This is a genomic window from Streptomyces maremycinicus (assembly GCF_001184025.1).
GTDB lineage: Bacteria > Actinomycetota > Actinomycetes > Streptomycetales > Streptomycetaceae > Streptomyces > Streptomyces maremycinicus.
The window spans coordinates 378,379-398,209 of sequence record NZ_BBYG01000016.1 but is presented as its reverse complement, the minus strand read 5'-3'; the positions used below and the strand labels follow the sequence as shown (position 1 = coordinate 398,209).

The window sequence follows — 19,831 nt, the reverse complement described above, 5'->3', positions numbered from 1 at the left end:
AGTCAACCGAACATGGCTGTCCGCGCCGCCGTACTCCCCGCCATCGGCGCTCCGTTGGAGATCACGGAGATCGACCTACCGGACCCCGGCCCCGGCCAGGTCCGCGTCCGGCTCGCCGCCGCAGGCGTCTGCCATTCCGACCTGTCCCTGTCCGACGGCACCATGCGGCTGCCGCTTCCCGCCGTACTGGGCCACGAGGGCGCGGGCACGGTCGTCGCCGTCGGCGAGGGGGTCGACCACCTGGCGCCGGGCGCGGGCGTCATCCTCAACTGGGCCCCGTCCTGCGGGAACTGTCACCCCTGCACGCTCGGCGAGGTGTGGCTGTGCGTGAACGCCCTCAACGGGGCCGCCGAGGTGTACGCCCGCACGAAGGACGGCACGGGCCTCCACCCCGGGCTGAACGTCGCCGCCTTCGCCGAGGAGACCGTCGTCCCGGCCTCCTGCGTGCTGCCGCTGCCGGACGGCATCCCGCTCACCGACGCGGCCCTGCTCGGCTGCGCCGTCCTCACCGGCTACGGCGCGGTCCACCACAGCGCGCGGGTCCGCCCCGGCGAGACGGTCGCCGTCTTCGGCGTCGGCGGAGTCGGCCTGGCCACCCTCCAGGCGGCCCGGATCGCCGGTGCCTCGACGATCGTCGCCGTCGACGTCTCCCCGGAGAAGGAGGATCTGGCGCGGGCGGCCGGCGCCACCGAGTACCTGGTCGCCTCCGAGCGGACGCCCCGTGAGATCCGCGCCCTCACCGGCAAGCAGGGCGTCGACGTGGCCGTCGAGTGCGTGGGCCGCGCGGTCACCATCCGCACGGCCTGGGAGTCCACCCGGCGCGGCGGCCGCACCACGGTCGTCGGCATCGGCGGCAAGGACCAGCAGGTCACCTTCAACGCCCTGGAGATCTTCCACTGGGGCCGCACCCTGGCCGGCTGCGTCTACGGCAACTGCGACCCGGCGAGGGACCTCCCCGTCCTCGCCGACCACGTCCGGGCGGGCCGCCTCGACCTGACCGCCCTGGTGACGGAACGCATCACCCTGGAGGACATCCCGTCCGCCTTCGACAACATGCTGGCAGGCAAGGGAGGCCGAGCCCTGGTGATCTTCTGACCCCCGACCCGGCCGACCCGGGCGGTGCGGGCCGGGCTCCGCCGGTGTGACCCCGCCCGTGCGGCCCCGATCGGCCCGGTAGCCGGAAACCGACCTGGGCCGGCTCCGCCGGTTCCAGCCCGTCCGGGGACCGGACCTGCCGGTCAGGGCCGGGGCGCGGTGACGGCTGCGTGCGCCGTGCGGACCGGCTCCGGTGGTGCCAGCCCGTTCGGGGGCCGACCTCCCGGTCGGGGCACCGACCTCCGGGCCGGGGGCCGTCCTCCCGGTCGAGGGGTCGACGTCCGGGTCGGGGGCCGTGCGCCGCGACGTCGGCTGGCGCCGTGTCAGCGCCCCGCGCCGCTTCGGCCCCTGCGTCGGCCCGGCCCGGGTGCTGTGGACCCGCCCGGCCGGTGTGCGCCGGTCCGGGAGGTGCGGACCGGGTCCGGCGGCCTCAGCCCGTCCGGGGGCCGACCTCCCGGTCGGGGCCGTGCGCCGCGACGTCGGCTGGCGCCGTGTCAGCGCCCCGCGCCGCTTCGGCCCCTGCGTCGGCCCGGCCCGGGTGCTGTGGACCCGCCCGGCCGGTGTGCGCCGTTGTGCGCCGGTCCGGGAGGTGCGGACCGGGTCCGGCGGCCTCAGCCCGTCCGGGGGCCGACCTCCCGGTCGGGGCCGGGGGCTGTGGCGTCTGCCGGTGCCGTCCCCGGCGCCCCGTGCGCCGCTTCCGTGCGCGGTGGGCGCGGCCTCGAGCGGGAGACGGCCACACCGGCCAGGCACAGCGCCCCGCCCGCCAGGGTGAGCGGGCCCGGTACCTCGCCCAGTGCCAGCCACGACATCAGGACGACCAGCGCGGGCACCGCGTACGTGGTCGCGCCCATGCGGCTCGCGGTGGTCCGGGCCAGCGCGTACGCCCAGGTGGTGAAGGCGAGCGCGGTGGGGAAGACGCCCAGGTAGACCATGTTCAGCGTCGCGGAGACCGGCGCGTCGGCCGCCTCGTGCACCAGTTGCCCCGTGAACGGCAGACACAGCACCGTCCCGATGACACACCCGAACGTCGTCACCTGGAGCGCGCTCGCCCGGCCCAGGGCGGGCTTCTGCGCGACGACGCCGCCCGCGTACCCGAAGGCGGCGAGCAGGCACAGCACCACCCCGAGCACGGACGAACCGCCCTCGCCCGACATCGACAGCCCCACCGCGACCGCCCCCGCGAACGACACCGCCATCCCCGCCAGCAGCCGCGGTGGCATCGGATCGCCGAGCAGCCGCGCGCCGAGCAGGGCGATGAGGATCGGCCCGATGTTCACCACCAGCGCCGCCGTCCCCGCGTCGACCTGCTGCTCACCCCAGTTGAGCACGACCATGTAGAAGCCGAACCACAGCGCGCCCGACACGGCGATCCCGCCCCAGGCGGCCCTGGGCGGCCACCCCGCCCGCCGTACGGCGCAGATGACCCCCAGCACCAGCGCCCCGGAGGCCAGTCGCCCGAGCGCCAGCGCCCCCGGCGAGTAGGCGTCGCCCGCGCTGCGGATCGACACGAAGGCCGAGGCCCACAGCACGACGGTCACGGTGGCCGCACCGGCGGCGAGCAACTCGGTTCGGCGTTCGGGACGCCGGGGGCTGTTCATCATGCTCCTCAGGCCAGAAAGGGGGACGGGTCGAAGGCTCGCGGATTTCGGACGCCCGGGTCGGCTCCGGGGCCGAGGCCGGGGCCGAGAGCTCCGGGTGGTGGTGCGGGTGGGTCAGCGCAAGCTGTGCGCGTCGATGCCCAGGAGTTCGGCCAGGGCCCGTTCGCCCGCCGCCGTCACCTTCACGGCCCGCTCGGAGCCGATCCGCACGCACCATCCCGCGTCGAGGGCGTGCCGGCACAGGGCCGCGCCCGCCGCTCCCGCCAGATGGGGACGGCGCTCGGTCCAGTCGAGACAGGCGCGGGCGAGCGGGCGGCGGGTCGAGCGGTCGAGCGCGATGCCACTGCGCTCGAACCACCGCAGCCCGGCCTCGGTCAGCAGGAACCCGGTGGCCCGTTCCCTGGACGCGGGTGGCCCGGGTGGCCCGGGTGGCGCAGCGGGCGCAGAGGACGTCGCGCCGCCCGGGGGAGGTGCCGGTTCCGCCCCGCCGGTCCGTCCCCCGGGCTCGTGCAGCCTGCTCAGCAGTCCGTGGGCGGTGAGGGCGTCGGTGACGGCGATGCCGATCCGGCCGGCGAGGTGGTCGTAGCAGGTCCGGCCCCGGGCCATCGCCGATCCGGCGCTCGCGGCGCGCAGGGTGCGCGGCCGGGGCGCGGGGTGCGGGGCGACCTGGACGGCCAGGTCCTCCACGAGCTGGGCGACCCGGGTGCCGGCGAGCCGCACGTACCGGTGCCGCCCCTGACGTTCCTCGGCCAGCAGCCCGCCCGCCACCAGCTTGCCCAGGTGCTCGCTCAGCGTCGACGGGGCCACGCCCGCGTGCCGGGCCAGCTCACCGGCGGTCCACGCCCGCCCGTCGAGCAGCGCCAGCAGACAGGCGGCCCGCGTCTCGTCGGCGACGAGCCCGGCGAGGGCGGCCAGCCCCGGCGCCCGCGCGTCCCTGTCGTTCCCGGTCTCCGTGATGCTCACGTGTTCCAGCATGCGCGACGGACACTTCGGTGCCGGCCGAACCGTGTCAGGGCAGCTGCTCGAACTGCTGGGAGAGCCCGTCCAGCAGGGCCCTCAGCCCGGTCTCGAACGCCCGCTCGTCGATCTTCTCCTGCTGCTCGGCGAGGAGGTGGGCCTGGCCGAGGTGCGGGTAGTCGGCCGGGTCGTAGGCGCTGACGTCGTCGACGAAGCCGCCGGCGAACGAGCCGAGCGCGGAACCCATGACGAAGTACCGCATCAGCGCGCCGATGGAGGTGGCCTGCGCGGGCGGCCACCCGGCGCGGACCATCGCGCCGTACACCGCGTCGGCGAGCCGCAGCCCCGCGGGCCGGCGGCCGGGGCCCTGGGCGAGGACCGGGACGATGTTCGGGTGGTCGCGCAGGGCGGCGCGGTAGGAGAGCGCCCAGTCGTGCAGCGCGGTCCGCCACTCCCGGCCGTCGTCGAACATCGACAGGTCGACCTGTGCGCTCACCGAGTCGGCGACGGCCTCCAGGATCTCGTCCTTGGTGCGGAAGTGGTTGTAGAGCGAGGGCCCGCTCACCCCCAGCTCGGCGGCGAGCCGGCGGGTGGAGACGGCCGGCAGGCCCTCCGCGTCCACGAGCGTCCGTGCGGTCTCGACGATCCGGTCGGTGCTGAGAAGGGGCTTGCGCGGTCGGGCCATGGCGCACATAGTAGAGCTGCACCGTGAAAACTAGCAGTGCTAATTTAACAAGCAATCGTGAAGCAGCCCTGAAGGCCTTCCCCTGTGAGGTGATCTCGTGGTGAATCTGGCGCTCAGCGAGGAGCAGGAGGCCGTCCGGCGGCTCGCCAAGGACTTCGTCGACCGTGAGGTGGCCCCGCATGTCGTCGCCTGGGACCGGGCCGAGGACATCGACCGGTCCCTGGTCAAGAAGCTCGGCGAGGTCGGCTTCCTCGGCCTGACGATCGACGAGGAGTACGGCGGCTCGGGCGGCGACCATCTCGCGTACTGCCTGGTCACGGAGGAGCTGGGCCGCGGCGACTCGTCCGTGCGCGGGATCGTCTCCGTCTCGCTCGGGCTGGTCGCCAAGAGCGTGGCGGCCTGGGGGAGCGAGGAGCAGAAGCGGCGCTGGCTGCCGGGACTGACGTCCGGCGAGTACGTCGGCTGCTTCGGCCTCACCGAGCCCGGCACCGGCTCGGACGCCGGCAACCTCACCACCCGCGCGGTCCGCGACGGCGACTCGTACGTCATCAACGGCACCAAGATGTTCATCACGAACGGCACCTGGGCCGATGTGGTCCTGCTCTTCGCCCGCTCCACGGACGCGCCGGGCCACAAGGGCGTCTCCGCGTTCCTCGTCCCCACCGACACCCCGGGCGTCGGCCGTCGCGCGATCCACGGCAAGCTCGGCCTGCGCGGCCAGGCGACCGCCGAAGTGGTCCTGGAGGACGTCCGGGTCCCCGCCTCGGCCATGCTGGCGCCCGAGGGCAAGGGCTTCTCCGTCGCGATGTCGGCCCTGGCCAAGGGCCGGATGTCGGTCGCCGCCGGCTGTGTCGGCATCGCGCAGGCCGCCCTCGACGCGGCGGTGCGGTACGCGGGCGAGCGCGAGCAGTTCGGCCGGAGCATCGCCCACCATCAGCTGGTCCAGGAACTGATCAGCGACATAGCGGTCGACGTGGACGCGGCCCGGCTGCTGACCTGGCGGGTCGCCGACCTGATCGACCGGGGCCTGCCCTTCGCCACCGAGTCCTCCAAGGCCAAGCTCTTCGCCTCGGAGGCGGCCGTCCGCGCCGCCAACAACGCCCTCCAGGTCTTCGGCGGCTACGGCTACATCGACGAGTACCCGGCGGGCAAACTCCTGCGCGACGCCCGGGTGATGACCCTCTACGAGGGCACCAGCCAGATCCAGAAGCTGCTGATCGGGCGGGCCCTGACCGGGGTCTCCGCGTTCTGAGTAGCTTCTGAGTAGCCGGACGGATGTGGCGGCGGTGGCCTCCGGCGAAGCTTCTCCCCATGAGTGACACACCGGTCAAGCAGCAGAGCACGGCGGCGTTCTACGGACAGGCCGTCGCCTCCTTCGGTATCGCCATCGCCGCCACCGCGATCGGCATCTACAACCTCCACACCGACGCCTGGGTCCGCGGCTTCCTGGCGATCGCCGTCCTCTATCTGGTCACCTCCGCCTTCACGCTGGCGAAGGTGATCCGCGACCGCCAGGAGGCCGGGCAGATCGTGAGCCGGGTGGACCAGGCCCGGCTGGAGAAGCTCCTCGCCGACCACGACCCCTTCGAGAAGATCTGAGCAGGCACGCTAAGCGGCCGCTCACCTTCGGCGGTATGGTGTAGCTCCTGTACCGAGAGGGGCGAACGAGCGATGAGTACGGCGGAGGAGACGACCGGCGGCGAGATCGAGCCGTGGGAAGAGGTCACCCCTGACGCGGCCCGGCGACTGCTGGTCGCCGCCGTGGAGGCCTTCGCCGAGCGCGGCTACCACGCGACGACCACCCGCGACATCGCGGGCCGCGCGGGGATGAGCCCGGCCGCCCTGTACATCCACTACAAGACCAAGGAAGAGCTGCTCCACCGGATCAGCCGGATCGGCCACGACCGCGCGCTGAGCATCCTGCGCACGGCGGCCGCGGGTGAGGGCGACGCCACCGGGCGGCTCGCGGACGCCGTGAGTTCCTTCGTCCGCTGGCACGCCGGACGGCGCACCACGGCACGGGTCGTCCAGTACGAACTGGACGCGCTCGGGCCCGACGCCCGCGCCGAGATCCTCGACCTGCGCCGGCAGGTCGACGCCGAGGTGCGCGGGATCATCGAGGACGGCGTGGCGAGCGGCGAGTTCGCCGTGCTGGACGTGCACGGCACGACCCTCGCCGTGCTGTCCCTCTGCATCGATGTGGCCCGCTGGTTCAACGTGGACGGCCCCCGTACCCCCGACGAGGTCGGCGCGCTGTACGCCGACCTCGTGCTGCGGATGGTGGGCGCGGCGAAGTAGCGCCGGACAGGTCCTGGAGGCAGTAGCGCCGGACAGGCCCTAGAGGTAGTAGCGCCGGACAGGCCCTAGAGGTAGTAGCGGGACACCGATTCCGCCACGCACACGGGCTTGTCCCCGCCCTCGCGCTCCACGCTGAAGGCGATGGACACCTGGACGCCGCCGGCGACGTCCTCGACGCCGGTGATGGTCGCGGTGGCGCGCACGCGTGAGCCCACGGGCACCGGGGCGGGGAAGCGGACCTTGTTCGTCCCGTAGTTGACGCCCATCTTCACGTTCTCGACCTTGATCAGCTGCGGGCCGAAGAGCGGCAGCAGGGACAGCGTCAGGTAGCCGTGCGCGATGGTGGTGCCGAAGGGGCCGGCGGCGGCCTTCTCGGGGTCGACATGGATCCACTGGTGGTCCCCGGTCGCCTCCGCGAAGAGGTCGATCCGCTTCTGGTCGACCTCCAGCCAGTCGGTGTACCCCAACTGCTCGCCCACCGCCGCCTTCAGGTCGTCGGCGGACGTGAAGATCTTCGGCTCTGCCATGTCTGCGGCCCTCTCGCGTCACTAGCTGCCCATGTCACCGTGCCATAGGTCTAAGCAACTGCTTAGCATGGTCGGATGGAGGGCCGATGTCAACGGACCCCGGACGCGGCGGTGGGTAGGCTTCGAGGGGTGCCCCAGATTCCCGAGAAGATCCACGAGCTCACGGTCGGCCAGCTCGCCGCGCGCAGCGGCGCCGCCGTCTCCGCCCTGCACTTCTACGAGACGAAGGGGCTGATCAGCAGCCGTCGCACGGCGGGCAACCAGCGCCGCTACCACCGCGACGCGCTGCGCCGCGTCGCCTTCGTCCGGGCCGCGCAACGCGTCGGCATCCCGCTCGCCACGATCCGCGAGGCCCTCGCCGAACTCCCCGAGGAACGCACCCCGACCCGTGAGGACTGGGCCCGCCTCTCGGCGGCCTGGCGCGCGGAGCTGGACGAGCGCATCAAGCAGCTCAACCGGCTCCGCGACCACCTCACCGACTGCATCGGCTGCGGCTGCCTGTCCCTCGCCACCTGTGTCCTGTCCAACCCGGACGACGCCTTCGGCGAACGGTCGTCCGGTTCCCGACTGCTGGTGGAGAAGCGGGCGGAGGACAGGCGGGCGGAGGACAAGCGGGCGGTCGACGAGCAGGCGTCGGCCCGGCGGGCGAGGGACGAGCGGGCAGCGGACCGGCGGGGAGGCGAGCGGCCGGCCGACGGGCGCGCGGGCGAGCGGAGCGCGGAGGAGAACGCGGCCGGCTGCTGCTGACTCACTCGTACTCGGTGCCGCCCTTGCGGGTCAGATACGCGCCGCTCACCGCCTTGGCGATCGCCCGGCCCCCGGTCACCGGGCTGTACCGCTCGACGGCCGGCCGGATCACCACGCCCTCGCGCAGATGCAGTCCGCGCCCGGACACCGTCTCGCGGCCGGTCGCGATCTCCAGTACCCGTTCGCTGTCGTACGGCCCCTCGAACAGGCGCGGCACGAGGGGCAGTTCACCGGCCAGCAGATCGGCCGCGTCCAGCCAGCGCACCTCGCCGTCGATCTCGGCGGACACGTCGAACACCGCGTAGCCGAGGGTGTCGCGCCGGCCGTCCGCGCCGTACGTCAGATCCTGCACGCCCGCTCCGTAGACCTCCCCGAAGACGCCGACCCGGCGCGCGCCCAGCCGCTCGGCGAGCCGGGCGGCCGCCTCGGGGACGCCGTGGCCGCGTACGGCCCGCCAGTACAGGTTCCTCGGATCCTCCGTCAGGGCGAGGGACTTCGAGCCGAAGCCCTTCGAGGTGACGTGCACCCGCTCCTCGTCCGCGACATACGTCAGCAGGCACGCCGAGCCGTGCAGCTTCTCGGTCAGGACCACCGGCTCGCCCGGTTCGAAGATGCCGGGGTAGCGCTGGATGTTCTCGATGTCGACCCACGGCAGCAGATCCGGCGCCGCTTCGACGTCACCGCTCATGGTCGGCGGGATCGGCGGCACCCACTTGACGATGCCCAGCCGCTCCGCGAAGTCGGTGCCCTCGGCCGCGGCCAGCGCCAGGTCGACGTCCTCCAGCGCGGCCGGTCGGCACACGATCCCCTGCGACAGCTCGCCCCGCAGCCGCACCGCCTTCACCCGGTCCGACCCGCTGCCCGCCAGCCGCCCGGTCAGCCCCAGCTCCTCGACCAGCGCGGTGGGGAGCACCGACTGCTCGGGGATGTACAGGGCGGCCTCGCCGGTGCGGTACGCGCCCTTGGCGACGACGGCCCGGTACAGGCCGACCTGGGCCAGTTCGAGGGCGTCGGCGTTGGGGTGTTCGTGGACGGTCAGCACTTCGGCGGTGACGCGCAGCGTCGACATGAGGGGCTCCTTCAGGGCCTTCGAGGCGTGGCTCGGTCGGTTTTCATCAACGCCAACTGTCCCCGCCGCAAAGGGGTGGAGCGACCCGATTAGCGGTTGATAGCGTGCCCCCTCCGAGTGGCGGCGCTCACCCGTGCCCGGCCAGGGCCTCGGCCACCAACTGGGCGTTGGACAGCGCCCGTTCCCCGCTCGGCAGGCGCAGGGTGTCCTCCAGGCCCACCCGGGTCGTCAGACCGAGCCGCCCCGCCAGCCGCAGCACCGGCCACGCGCCGCCGTCCTCCCCGTGCAGCAGGACCGGACGGCCGAACGCGGTGCCCAGCTCGGCCAGGAGCGCGTGCGCGGTCGACTCGGCCGTGTCCGGGGCGGTGTCCGTCACCTCCGCGAGCACCCGCAGCACCTTCGGGCCGAGGGGAGAGCGGGCGAACCGCGCCGCCCCGTCGGTACCGGACCAGATGCCGGCCTCCACGCCCACGCCCCTCTCGACGAGGGCGGCGGCCAGATCCTCCGCGCCCGGCTCGTGCCAGTTGACCGAGGCGTGGTCGGGCAGCACCGTCCAGTCGCGCACCCGGGCGAGCCGGGCCGCGGGGTCGTCCGGGTGCGCCCAGGCGCCCGTCGTCACACCGACCGGCACCGCGACCCGGGCGCGTATCGCGTCGAGGGTCGCCGCCACCACCCGCGGCGACAACGTGTCCTGTCCGCACGGTGTCTTGGGGTGGACATGGACATCCGTGGCCCCCGCCGCGACGGCTCCGGCCGCGGCCCCCGCCATCGCCTCGGGCGTCAGCGGCACGACCGCTCCGTCCGCGGCGCCACGCGCTCCGTTGAGACAGACCTGCACCATGTCCCGATGGTGACATCCCCCACCGACAACGGCCCCGCCCGACGGAACCGATCCACGGCCCCGGCCGCCGATCTTGATCTGCGGCCCGGTCCGACGGCGTCGCTCCACGGTCGGTGCACGGCCCGGCCCGACGGAAGCGATCCACGGCCCGGTCCGACGGCGTCGCTCCACGGTCGGTGCACGGCCCGGCCGATGGAACCGATCCACGCGCGCGGAGGACGGCCCCGGGTCGACGGTCTCGGTGAACGGCCCTGCTCGACGGTCTCGGTGAACGGCCCTGGCCAACCGCCCCGGTGAACGGCCGCGCCCGACGGTCCTGGTGACGGTCGCGGTGGGCCGCCTCGTCCGCCGGACCGGCATGACCGAGGGTGCGGCATCCCCGGCGCACCCCCGCCGTGCTCGCAGGCCGGGCGTGGGCCGGCCTTGGGCAGAGCTCAGGCCGGTGTCAGGCCGACACCAGCAGTCGTCCGCTCCTGGCGTTCGCCAGGGCGTCGGGCGTGAGCACGGGGCGCGGTACGAGGATTCCGCAGTCCGCGCAGACCGGACCGGCCGACGGTTCGTGATCCAGGTCGTACTTCCAGGGCAGCCGCTCGCCGCCGCACACCGGGCAGCCGGAACCCGGCGCGCGTTCCAGCGCGGCGATCAGCTTGCCCAACACGTCGGCCAGCGGCTCACGGGGATGGAGCCGCGGGTCGTCGCACCAGGCGACACCGAAACCGCCCCAGGTCAGCCGGTGCCAGTCGTCCACACTGCCGGGCCGGCGCAGCCCGTCGTGCTTCTCCTTCTTGCGGCGCTCGGCGAACTCGACCTCGTAGGCCAGCCATACCGCCCGCGCCTCCTCCAGCTCGTCCAACGCGGCCACGAGCCGCGCAGGATCGGGGGAGCGGTCCTCGGGACCGAACCCGGCCCGGGAGCACAGGTGGTCCCAGGTCGCGCGGTGTCCGTAAGGGGCGAACCGCTCAAGGCACTTGCGCAGGGAGTACCGCCGCAGTGCCAGATCGCACCGGGGGTCTCGCACCTGTCTCGCCAGACTCCGGAAACCGGCCATCGCCTTGCACCTCCGTCACATCTGCATCTGCACTTCGGTCACTTCGGCGTCGTCGTACGGACGTCGTCGAATAGACGTATCGACATGCGATTCGGCTCCATCCGATTTCCGAGGACCTCCACCTGTCGAAAACTTGACGCATGCTCATCTTCAATCCCGGGGATACCGCCGGTAACCTTCCGCCGACCCCCCGTCGCTAGGAGCAGCCGATGCCACGGCGAACCCCCCGCTTCACTCTCGACAGACTGAGAACTCCCGGCAGAATCTCCGGGTTCCTGAAGACAGCCTCCGTATGCGCGCTGATTGCCGGTCTTTTGTCGCCGCTTTCCCAAGCGGCCGCCGCCGCCGAGGTCACAGCGGCGAACGACTACTGCGGCGGTCGGTGTTCCGACATCCTGCCGCCCGGTGAGAACGGCAACGCCACCCTGGCGCAGATCCTCCTCAACCAGGCCTTCGGCACCCAGCCCGACCACGCCGAGGACCAGCTCGGCCCCTACGCCAACCTGGCCAAGGGCTATCCCGCCCTCACCAACGCCACGATCAACACGTTCTTCAACGACGCGTCGTTCGGTGTCGCCCCCGATCAAGTCGCCTCCACCCTGAGCCCCGCGGGCCGAGGCGACGTGACGATCGTCCGCGACAAGAAGACGGGTGTGCCGCACATCACCGGTACCACCAGATACGGCACCGAGTTCGGCGCCGGGTACGCGGCGGCCCAGGACCGGCTGTGGCTCATGGACGTCTTCCGGCACGTCGGCCGTGGCCGGCTCACCACCTTCGCGGGCGGCGACCCCTCCAACCAGGGTCTTGAACAGCAGTTCTGGCGCAACGCTCCGTACACCGAGGCAGACCTCCAGGCCCAGATCGACAACGCCGTGGCCGGCAACGGCGCCCGCGGCCAGCAGGCCCTGGCCGACGCCAACGCCTACCTGGCCGGCGTCAACGCCTATATCGACGCCTCCGACAGCGGCCGGTACTTCCCCGGTGAATACGTCCTGACGGGCCACAAGGACTCAATCACCAACGCGGGCACCATCGACCACTTCAAGATCACCGACCTGGTGGCGCTGGCCTCGGTCATCGGCGCGCTCTTCGGTTCGGGCGGCGGCGGCGAGGTCGGCAACGCGGTGTCGCTGCTCGCCGCGCAGGAGAAGTACGGCGTGGAGCAGGGCACCCAGGTCTGGGAGGCGTTCCGCGAGCGCAACGACCCCGAGGCCGTGCTCACCGTCCACGACGGCCGGAGCTTCCCCTACGCCACCAAGCCCGCGAGCCCCCAGGGCGCGGCACTGCCCGACGGCGGCTCGGCGACGGCGGAGCCGCTGATCTACGACGCCACGGGCACCGGGACCGGCGCCTCGGCCACGGCCGCCTCCGCCACGGCGACCGCGACCGCGCTCGGTTCGGCCAGGCGCGGTATGTCCAACGCCCTCGTCGTCAGCGGTCAGTCCACCGCGAGCGGCCACCCGATCGCCGTCTTCGGCCCGCAGACCGGCTACTTCGCCCCGCAGCTGCTCATGCTCCAGGAGATCCAGGGCCCGGGCATCAGCGCCCGCGGCGCCTCCTTCGCGGGGCTGAGCATGTACGTCGAACTCGGCCGCGGCCAGGACTACGCGTGGAGCGCCACGACCTCCGGCCAGGACATCATCGACACCTACGCGGTCGAACTGTGCCAGGACGACTACCACTACCTCTTCCGCGGCACCTGCACGGCCATGGACGTGGTGGAGCAGAAGAACGCCTGGAAGCCGACCACCGCGGACGGGACGGCGGCCGGTTCGTACACGATGCGCGTCTACCGCACGAAGTACGGTCCCGTGGAGTACCGGGCGACCGTGGGCGGCAAGAAGGTCGCCTACACGACCCTGCGCTCCTCCTTCATGCACGAGGCCGACTCGATCATCGGCTTCCAGATGCTGAACGACCCGGACTACGTCAAAAGCCCGCAGACCTTCCAGAGCGCGGTGCAGCACATCAACTACACCTTCAACTGGTTCTACGCCGACTCCACGCACACCGCGTACTACAACAGCGGCGACAACCCGGTGCGGGCGAGCGGTGTCGACACCGAGTTCCCGGTGTGGGCGCAGTCGGCGTACGAGTGGAAGAACTGGGTGCCGGCCACCAACAGGGCCGAGTACACCCCGGCTTCGGCGCACCCCAACTCCATCGACCAGGACTACTACATCTCCTGGAACAACAAGCAGGCCAAGGACTACTCCACGGCCTCCTGGGGCGACGGGTCCGTGCACCGCGGCAACCTGCTCGAGGACCGGGTGAAGAAGCTGGTCGCGGCCGGCGGCGTCACGCGCGCGTCCCTGACGAAGGCGATGGCGGAGGCGGCGCTCGCCGACCTGCGCGCCGAGGACGTCCTGCCCGACCTGCTGAAGGTGATCAACAGCTCCACGGTCACCGACACCACGGCCGCGGCCGCGGTGACCAAGCTCCAGGCCTGGCTGACGGCGGGCGGCAGGCGGACGGAGACGACGGCCGGTTCGAAGACGTACGCCGACGCCGACGCGATCCGCATCCTGGACGCCTGGTGGCCGCTGCTGGTGAAGGCCGAGTTCGAACCGGGCCTGGGCACCGGCCTGTACACGGCGTTCACCGCGAACCTGCCGGTCGACGAGGCTCCGTCGGCCGCCCACGGCCCGACCGGGGCGCACGCCGGAAGCTCCTTCCAGTACGGCTGGTGGAGCTATGTCGACAAGGACATCCGGTCCGTGCTCGGTGAACCGGTGCAGGGCGCGCTGCCCCGGAAGTACTGCGGCGGCGGCACCGTCAGCAGCTGCCGGGACATCCTCATCAGCACCCTGAAGACGGCGGCCGGCCGGACCGCGGCGCAGGTCTATCCCGGCGACACCCTGTGCGCCGCCGGGAACCAGTGGTGCGCCGACTCGATCGTCCAGCGAACCCTGGGCGGCATCAAGCACGGCAACATCAGCTGGCAGAACCGGCCCACCTTCCAGCAGGTGGTGGAGTTCACCTCGCACCGGTAGAGCCCGTGGCGGCGGTCCGCGTCCTAACGGATCCGGCCCGCCGCCAGCACCAGCCGCGCCAGCTCGGGGTGCACGATGTCACTGTGCGCCCCGGCGGGCGCCCCGCCGCGCCGGACCACCGCCGCCGCGTCGACGTTCACACACCCCGACCTCGGCAGCGGCCCGGCCAGCGCCTCGGCGAGCCCGCACGCGCGGGTGCCCGGCACGGCCTGCACCCCGTCGTGTCCCAGGGCGCCCCACTCGGCGCCCAGTGTCTCCCCGACGAGCCCGCGGGCGTCGCCCGCCATCCGTGAGGCCAGCGGGTACATCGTGCTCAGCGCCCGGTCGAACCGCGAGTAACAGCACACCAGCGGGCCGTCGATCCGCTTCTGCTGGCCGTGGAGCACCCCGCGCGGGGCGAACGCGTAGTGCGAGAAGGCCCCCTGGAGCAGCGTCACCGACTTCACGGTGCGCACCCCGTCCGGGAGCCCGCGCAGCGCGAACGACACCAGCCGCCCGCCGAAGCTGTGCCCCACCAGATGCACCCGGACGGCCGGGGCCACCGCCGCCAGCCGCCCGACGAGCGGCCCGAGTCCGCGCTCCCCGACCGTCCCGGCGCGCCGTTTCATCGCGTAGTACGTCGCCTGCCGCAGCAGCTCGTGCGCCCCGTCCCACGGGCCGGGCAGCGCGAACTCCCCGGTCCCCGGCGCGCGGTCGAGGCCGGACAGGGCCCGCGCGAACCGCTCGCAGGCCACCGCCGTCGGGCAGGCGAACATCTCCGGATCGTCCTGCGGCACCCCCTCCGCCAGAGTGTCCGCGCCGAACAGGGCCTGCGGTCCCGGCGGCACCACGTCCACCAGCAGTCGCACCAGCCGTCCGAACTCCTCCAGCCCGGCCTCCTCGGGCGGCCGCTGCTCCAGCAGCCGGGCGATCCGGTCGATCACCGTGGCCCGGCCGGGGAAGGTCTCGAGCAGCGCGTGCCGGGTCTCCCCGTCCAGGGCCGGGCGCGCGGACCCCGCGGCCGCCGCGGAGTGCGGGAAGTCGGGGATCGGCTCGTCCGAGAACCGCATCGACGGCCACACCGCACCCACGTAGCCGATACGGGCCGCCGGGGCGAGCGCGGGGATCGGGGCGAAGAAGCGGCTGTAGAGCCGGGTCGCGCCGGAGCGGTCGCTGTTCCAGCCGTGCGAGAAGACGATGAGGTCCCGCACGCCGCTCCGCCTCACCCCGGTCAGCAGCCGGTCCCGCCGCCCGCCGTCGACGTCCCCGTCGGCGTCGAAGACCAGCTCCCAGTAGGGAGTCACGCTCATCGCCGGATCCGCCATGACAGTCCCCCTCGTCCTCCGGGGCGGTGCGCCAGGTGCGCGCATCGTCCTGCGAACGGGGGCGATCCGCCATACGTCACGGCTCATGCGTACAAGGGACGATCCCGCCCGGTGCGGCGCGACCGGCTCCGAGCCGATCCGGGGCACCCCTTCCGTCACAACATACCGACTGGTTAGTCTGACCGCAGAGCCGATTCGTGCCGCAGTCGCGTCGAAGGAGACCGATGGTGGAAGCCGTGCAGGATGCCGGAGTGGTCGTGACCGGAGCGGGAGGCGGTATCGGGGCCGCGCTGGCCCGCCGCTTCGCCGCCGAGGGAGCCCGGGTGGTCGTCAACGACCTGGACGCGGACCGGGCGCACGCCGTCGCCGACGAGATCGGCGGGATCGCGGTCCCCGGCGACGCCTCCGACGTCGTCGACCGGGCCCGGGAGGCGCTCGGCGGCACCGTCGACGTGTACTGCGCCAACGCCGGAGTCGGCTCGGGCGGCTCGGAGTCGGCCGGCGAGGACGTCTGGGCGCTCGCCTGGGACGTCAACGTCATGGCGCACGTCCGCGCGGCCCACGCGCTGCTCCCGGACTGGCTGGAGCGCGGCCGCGGCCGGTTCGTCTCGACCGTGTCCGCCGCCGGACTGCTCACCATGATCGGCGCCGCCCCGTACAGCATCACCAAGCACGGCGCGTACGCCTTCGCCGAGTGGCTGTCGCTGACCTACCGCCACCGGGGGATCAAGGTCCACGCGATCTGCCCCCAGGGCGTCCGCACCGACATGCTCGACGCCACCGGCAGCGCGGGCGACCTGGTGCTCAAGCCGACCGCGATCGAGCCCCAGGACGTGGCGGACGCCCTGTTCAAGGGCATCGCGGAGGACCGCTTCCTGATCCTGCCGCACCCCGAGGTCGCCGGGTACTACCAGGTGCGGGCCGGGGATCCCGACCGCTGGCTGACCAACATGAACCACCTCCAGCAGAAGTGGGAGACCGCCGGATGACCGCGCCCGCCTCCCGCTACGCCGCCAAACCCTGGGTGGCCCTCCTCGACGAGGCCCAGCGCGCCCCGATCGACCCCGCCGACTCCCTCGTGCACGCCTTCCGCAGGTCCGTCGCCGAGGCCCCCGACCGCACCTGCCTCGCCTACTTCGACGGACGGCTCAGCTACCGCGAGGTCGACGAGCTGAGCGACTCCGTGGCCGGTCACCTCGCCGCCCGCGGCCTCGAACCCGGCGACCGGGTCGCCGTGCTGCTCCAGAACTCGCCGCTGTTCGTCCTGGCGCTGCTCGGCGCGTGGAAGGCGGGCGCGACGGTCGTCCCCGTCAACCCGATGTACAAGTCGGGTGAGGTCGCCCATGTCCTGCGGGACGGCGAGGTGGCCGCGCTGATCTGCTCCGACCGGGCCTGGGAGACGTATCTGCGGCAGACGGCCGCCGACTCGCCGGTGCGGACCGTGCTCACCGGCTGCGAGCTGGACTTCCAGACCCGGGACGACGCGCGTGTGCTCACCTTCGAACGGCTTCCGCGGGCGTCGGACGCCGACGACCTGGCCACCGTCGCCCGGGCCGGCCACAAGGCCCCCGGGGGCCGCGAGGCCGCCCCCGACGACATCGCCCTGATCAGCTACACCTCGGGCACGAGCGGGGCACCCAAGGGCGCCACCAACACGCACCGCAACATCATGGTCAACGCCGAGCGGCAGCGCACCGGACTGCGGCTGCCCGAGGCGCCCGTCTACTACGCGCTCGCGCCGCTGTTCCACATCACCGGCATGGTCTGCCAGCTCGGCGCCTGTCTGAACAGCGCCGGGACGCTCGTCCTGACCTACCGCTTCGAGGCGGGCGTGGTGCTGGAGGCGTTCGCCGAGCACAGGCCGCACTACACGGTGGGTCCGTCCACCGCCTTCATGGCGCTGGCCGCCCACCCCGACGTCACCCGCGACCACTTCGCGTCCTTCGTGAACATCTCCTCCGGCGGCGCGCCGGTGCCGCCCGCCCTGGTGGAGAAGTTCCGGGCGGGCTTCGGGCCGTACATCCGCAACGGCTACGGACTCACCGAGTGCACCGCCCCGTGCGCCTCCGTGCCGCCCCAGCTCGAGGCGCCGGTCGACCCTGCCTCCGGGACCCTGGCCGTCGGCGTGCCCGGACCCGACACGGTCGTCCGCATCGTCGACGACCAGGGCGCCGAGGTGCCCTTCGGCGAGCAGGGCGAGATCCTCGTGCGGGGCCCGCAGGTGGTCCCCGGGTACTGGCGCCGGCCCGAGGCCACCGCCGAGACCTTCCCCGACGGCGAACTGCGCACCGGCGACATCGGGTTCATGGACGAACAGGGCTGGCTCTACGTCGTCGACCGCAAGAAGGACATGATCAACGCGTCCGGCTTCAAGGTGTGGCCCCGCGAGGTCGAGGACGTGCTGTACACGCATCCGGCGGTGCGCGAGGCGGCCGTCGTCGGGGTGCCGGACGGCTACCGCGGGGAGACCGTCAAGGCCTACATCAGCCTGCGTCCCGGCGCCGACGCGGATGCCGGTACGCTCGCCGCCTACTGCAAGGACAGGCTGGCGGCCTACAAGTATCCGCGCCAGGTGGAGATCCTGCCCGAACTGCCCAAAACGGCTAGTGGCAAGATCCTCCGTCGGGAGCTGCGCTCCCGTCCACAGGACAGTCAGTGACAATCAGTGGCTAGTCAGTAGTCAGTCAGCGGCAGGAAAGCAGCACGACAGCCGGGTACGGCTCGCCGATGCGGCATAGAGGAAGGCAGGTGGCGGCAGTGCCCAGGACGACGGACGGTGACGGGACACCCGTGCCGCAGCGGCTGCTGGCCGCCGCCACCCGGCTCTTCGCCGAGCAGGGCTACGACCGCACCTCGGTGCAGGAGATCGTCGAGGCGGCAGGCGTCACCAAGGGGGCGCTCTACCACTACTTCGGCTCCAAGGACGACCTCCTGCACGAGGTGTACGCGCGCGTGCTGCGTGTGCAGCAGGAGCGGCTGGACGCCTTCGCGAACGCCGACGAGCCGATCGAGAAGCGGCTGCGGGGCGCGGCGGCGGACGTCGTCGTCACGACGATCGAGAACCTCGACGACGCGTCGATCTTCTTCCGCTCGATGCACCATCTGAGTCCCGAGAAGAACAAGCAGGTGCGGGCCGAGCGCCGGCGCTACCACGAACGCTTCCGCGCCCTCGTCGAGGAGGGCCAGGAGGCCGGGGTCTTCTCCACGGCCACCCCGGCCGACCTGGTCGTGGACTACCACTTCGGCTCCGTCCACCACCTGTCGACCTGGTACCGCCCGGGCGGTCCGATGGGGCCGCAGGAGGTCGCCGACCACCTGGCCGACCTGCTGCTGAGGGCACTGCGACCCTGACGAGCGGCCTGTCCGGCCCGTGCGGAAGGCCCCGGCGACGACGCCGGGGCCTTCCTCGTTCCTCCTCGCGGACACCGGTCGCCGCAGGACGGGCGCTAGAGGTACTTCTTCAGCTCACGCCGGGCCAGCGACCGCTGGTGGACCTCGTCCGGGCCGTCGGCGATCATCAACGTACGGGCGCCCGCGTACAGTTCGGCCAGCGGGAAGTCCTGGCTGACGCCGCCCGCGCCGTGCAGCTGGATCGCCCGGTCGATGATGTCGACGACCGCGCGGGGCGTCGCGATCTTGATGGCCTGGATCTCCGAGTGGGCGCCCCGGTTGCCGACCGTGTCCATCATCCACGCGGTCTTGAGGACCAGCAGCCGCAGCTGCTCCACCGTCACCCGCGCGTCCGCGATCCAGTTGTGGACCACGCCCTGCTGGGCCAGCGCCTTGCCGAAGGCGTCACGGGAGACCGCCCGGCGGCACATCAGCTCGATCGCCCGCTCCGCCATGCCGATCAGCCGCATGCAGTGGTGGATGCGGCCGGGGCCGAGCCGCGCCTGGGCGATGGCGAAGCCGCCGCCCTCCTCGCCGATCAGGTTCGTCACCGGCACCCGCGCCCCGTCGAACACCACTTCGGCGTGGCCGCCGTGGGAGTGGTCCTCGTAGCCGAACACCCGCATGGCGCGCTTGACGGTCACACCGGGTGTGTCGCGGGGCACCAGCACCATGGACTGCTGACGGCGGATGTCGGCGCCGTCCGGATCCGTCTTGCCCATCACGATGAAGATCTTGCAGTCCGGGTTCATCGCCCCGGAGATGTACCACTTGCGCCCGGTGATGACGTAGTCGTCGCCGTCCCGCCGGATGAGCGTGGTGATGTTGGTGGCGTCGGAGGAGGCCACCTCCGGCTCGGTCATCGCGAACGCCGAGCGGATCTCCCCGGCGAGCAGCGGCTCCAGCCACTGCTTGCGCTGCCGCTCGTCACCGAACTGGGCCAGCACCTCCATGTTCCCGGTGTCCGGGGCGGCGCAGTTCAGTGCCGTCGGCGCCAGCTGCGGCGAGCGGCCGGTGATCTCGGCCAGCGGCGCGTACTGGAGGTTCGTCAGACCGGCGCCGTGCTCGGCGTCGGGGAGGAACAGGTTCCACAGGCCCAGGCCGCGGGCCCGCTCCTTCAGCTCCTCGACCACCGCCGGCGTGTCCCACGGCGAGGCGAGCAGCGCGCGCTGCTCCTCGGCGACGGCCTCGGCCGGGTACACGTACTCGTCCATGAAGGCGAGCAGCTTGGCGCGGAGCTCCTCGGTGCGTGCGTCGAACGCGAAGTCCATGCGGG

General features: G+C 72.6%; 18 protein-coding genes. 9 read left to right on the top strand and 9 right to left on the bottom strand.

Annotation, left to right across the window (positions count from 1 at the left end; translation table 11 throughout):
- Positions 1-12 precede the first annotated feature (12 nt).
- A complete protein-coding gene (locus tag AOQ37_RS25050; protein ID WP_062647066.1) occupies positions 13-1,095 on the top strand; it encodes a Zn-dependent alcohol dehydrogenase in 1,083 nt (360 codons plus the stop codon).
- A gap of 611 nt (positions 1,096-1,706) precedes the next feature.
- Here AOQ37_RS25050 and AOQ37_RS25045 read toward each other — a convergent pair.
- From AOQ37_RS25045 to AOQ37_RS25035, 3 genes are all read right to left on the bottom strand, one after another.
- Positions 1,707-2,693, bottom strand: a complete 987-nt coding sequence (locus AOQ37_RS25045) for a DMT family transporter (protein WP_062647064.1) — start codon at positions 2,691-2,693, stop codon at positions 1,707-1,709.
- Positions 2,694-2,807: 114 nt separating this feature from the next.
- Positions 2,808-3,668 carry an ArsR/SmtB family transcription factor gene (locus AOQ37_RS25040; protein WP_062647062.1) on the bottom strand — a complete coding sequence of 287 codons (861 nt, stop codon included), beginning with the start codon at positions 3,666-3,668 and terminating at the stop codon, positions 2,808-2,810.
- 34 nt (positions 3,669-3,702) lie between these two features.
- Entirely contained in the window at positions 3,703-4,335 is a 633-nt protein-coding gene (locus tag AOQ37_RS25035; RefSeq protein ID WP_062647061.1) for a TetR/AcrR family transcriptional regulator, read from the bottom strand.
- A gap of 100 nt (positions 4,336-4,435) precedes the next feature.
- On the opposite strand from AOQ37_RS25035, the gene AOQ37_RS25030 reads away from it, so the two are divergent.
- The 3 genes from AOQ37_RS25030 to AOQ37_RS25020 all read left to right on the top strand — a co-directional run bounded on the left by AOQ37_RS25030 (position 4,436) and on the right by AOQ37_RS25020 (position 6,633).
- Complete coding sequence (locus tag AOQ37_RS25030) at positions 4,436-5,587, top strand: acyl-CoA dehydrogenase family protein (protein WP_062647239.1); 1,152 nt, start codon at positions 4,436-4,438, stop codon at positions 5,585-5,587.
- A gap of 59 nt (positions 5,588-5,646) precedes the next feature.
- Complete coding sequence (locus tag AOQ37_RS25025; RefSeq protein ID WP_020128241.1) at positions 5,647-5,934, top strand: YiaA/YiaB family inner membrane protein; 288 nt, start codon at positions 5,647-5,649, stop codon at positions 5,932-5,934.
- Between the two features lie 72 nt (positions 5,935-6,006).
- Positions 6,007-6,633 carry a TetR/AcrR family transcriptional regulator gene (locus AOQ37_RS25020; RefSeq protein WP_062647059.1) on the top strand — a complete coding sequence of 209 codons (627 nt, stop codon included), beginning with the start codon at positions 6,007-6,009 and terminating at the stop codon, positions 6,631-6,633.
- A 65-nt stretch (positions 6,634-6,698) separates the two neighbouring features.
- Here the strand turns inward: AOQ37_RS25020 and AOQ37_RS25015 are convergent, their stop codons facing one another.
- Complete coding sequence (locus AOQ37_RS25015; protein WP_062647057.1) at positions 6,699-7,160, bottom strand: MaoC family dehydratase; 462 nt, start codon at positions 7,158-7,160, stop codon at positions 6,699-6,701.
- Positions 7,161-7,289: 129 nt separating this feature from the next.
- Here AOQ37_RS25015 and soxR point away from each other — a divergent pair, with 129 nt between their 5' ends.
- Positions 7,290-7,907, top strand: coding sequence for a redox-sensitive transcriptional activator SoxR (soxR, locus tag AOQ37_RS25010; protein WP_078890339.1), 618 nt, complete (start codon positions 7,290-7,292; stop codon positions 7,905-7,907).
- Position 7,908: 1 nt separating this feature from the next.
- Here the strand turns inward: soxR and AOQ37_RS25005 are convergent, their stop codons facing one another.
- The 3 genes from AOQ37_RS25005 to AOQ37_RS24995 form a co-directional block, all read right to left on the bottom strand.
- Positions 7,909-8,976: an RNA ligase (ATP) gene (locus tag AOQ37_RS25005; protein ID WP_062647055.1), complete on the bottom strand. Its 1,068-nt coding sequence runs from the start codon at positions 8,974-8,976 to the stop codon at positions 7,909-7,911.
- A 127-nt stretch (positions 8,977-9,103) separates the two neighbouring features.
- A complete protein-coding gene (locus AOQ37_RS25000) occupies positions 9,104-9,817 on the bottom strand; it encodes a 3-keto-5-aminohexanoate cleavage protein (protein WP_062647053.1) in 714 nt (237 codons plus the stop codon).
- Between the two features lie 445 nt (positions 9,818-10,262).
- On the bottom strand, positions 10,263-10,865 hold the full coding sequence (locus tag AOQ37_RS24995; RefSeq protein WP_062647052.1) for a hypothetical protein: 603 nt from the start codon (positions 10,863-10,865) through the stop codon (positions 10,263-10,265).
- Positions 10,866-11,074: 209 nt separating this feature from the next.
- On the opposite strand from AOQ37_RS24995, the gene AOQ37_RS24990 reads away from it, so the two are divergent.
- On the top strand, positions 11,075-13,861 hold the full coding sequence (locus AOQ37_RS24990) for a penicillin acylase family protein (RefSeq protein WP_062647050.1): 2,787 nt from the start codon (positions 11,075-11,077) through the stop codon (positions 13,859-13,861).
- A 23-nt stretch (positions 13,862-13,884) separates the two neighbouring features.
- Here AOQ37_RS24990 and AOQ37_RS24985 read toward each other — a convergent pair whose 3' ends face one another.
- Positions 13,885-15,165: a hypothetical protein gene (locus tag AOQ37_RS24985; RefSeq protein ID WP_062647048.1), complete on the bottom strand. Its 1,281-nt coding sequence runs from the start codon at positions 15,163-15,165 to the stop codon at positions 13,885-13,887.
- Between the two features lie 224 nt (positions 15,166-15,389).
- Here AOQ37_RS24985 and AOQ37_RS24980 point away from each other — a divergent pair, with 224 nt between their 5' ends.
- From AOQ37_RS24980 to AOQ37_RS24970, 3 genes are all read left to right on the top strand, one after another.
- Complete coding sequence (locus tag AOQ37_RS24980) at positions 15,390-16,154, top strand: SDR family oxidoreductase (RefSeq protein WP_062647046.1); 765 nt, start codon at positions 15,390-15,392, stop codon at positions 16,152-16,154.
- Positions 16,151-17,824 (top strand): class I adenylate-forming enzyme family protein, encoded by a 1,674-nt coding sequence (locus tag AOQ37_RS24975; protein ID WP_062647044.1) that lies wholly within the window; start codon positions 16,151-16,153, stop codon positions 17,822-17,824. The genes AOQ37_RS24980 and AOQ37_RS24975 overlap by 4 nt, the downstream gene beginning before the upstream one ends.
- 98 nt (positions 17,825-17,922) lie before the next feature.
- A complete protein-coding gene (locus AOQ37_RS24970) occupies positions 17,923-18,516 on the top strand; it encodes a TetR/AcrR family transcriptional regulator (protein WP_062647042.1) in 594 nt (197 codons plus the stop codon).
- A gap of 95 nt (positions 18,517-18,611) precedes the next feature.
- Here the strand turns inward: AOQ37_RS24970 and AOQ37_RS24965 are convergent, their stop codons facing one another.
- Positions 18,612-19,826, bottom strand: coding sequence for an acyl-CoA dehydrogenase family protein (locus tag AOQ37_RS24965; RefSeq protein ID WP_062647041.1), 1,215 nt, complete (start codon positions 19,824-19,826; stop codon positions 18,612-18,614).
- Between the last annotated feature and the right edge of the window lie 5 nt (positions 19,827-19,831).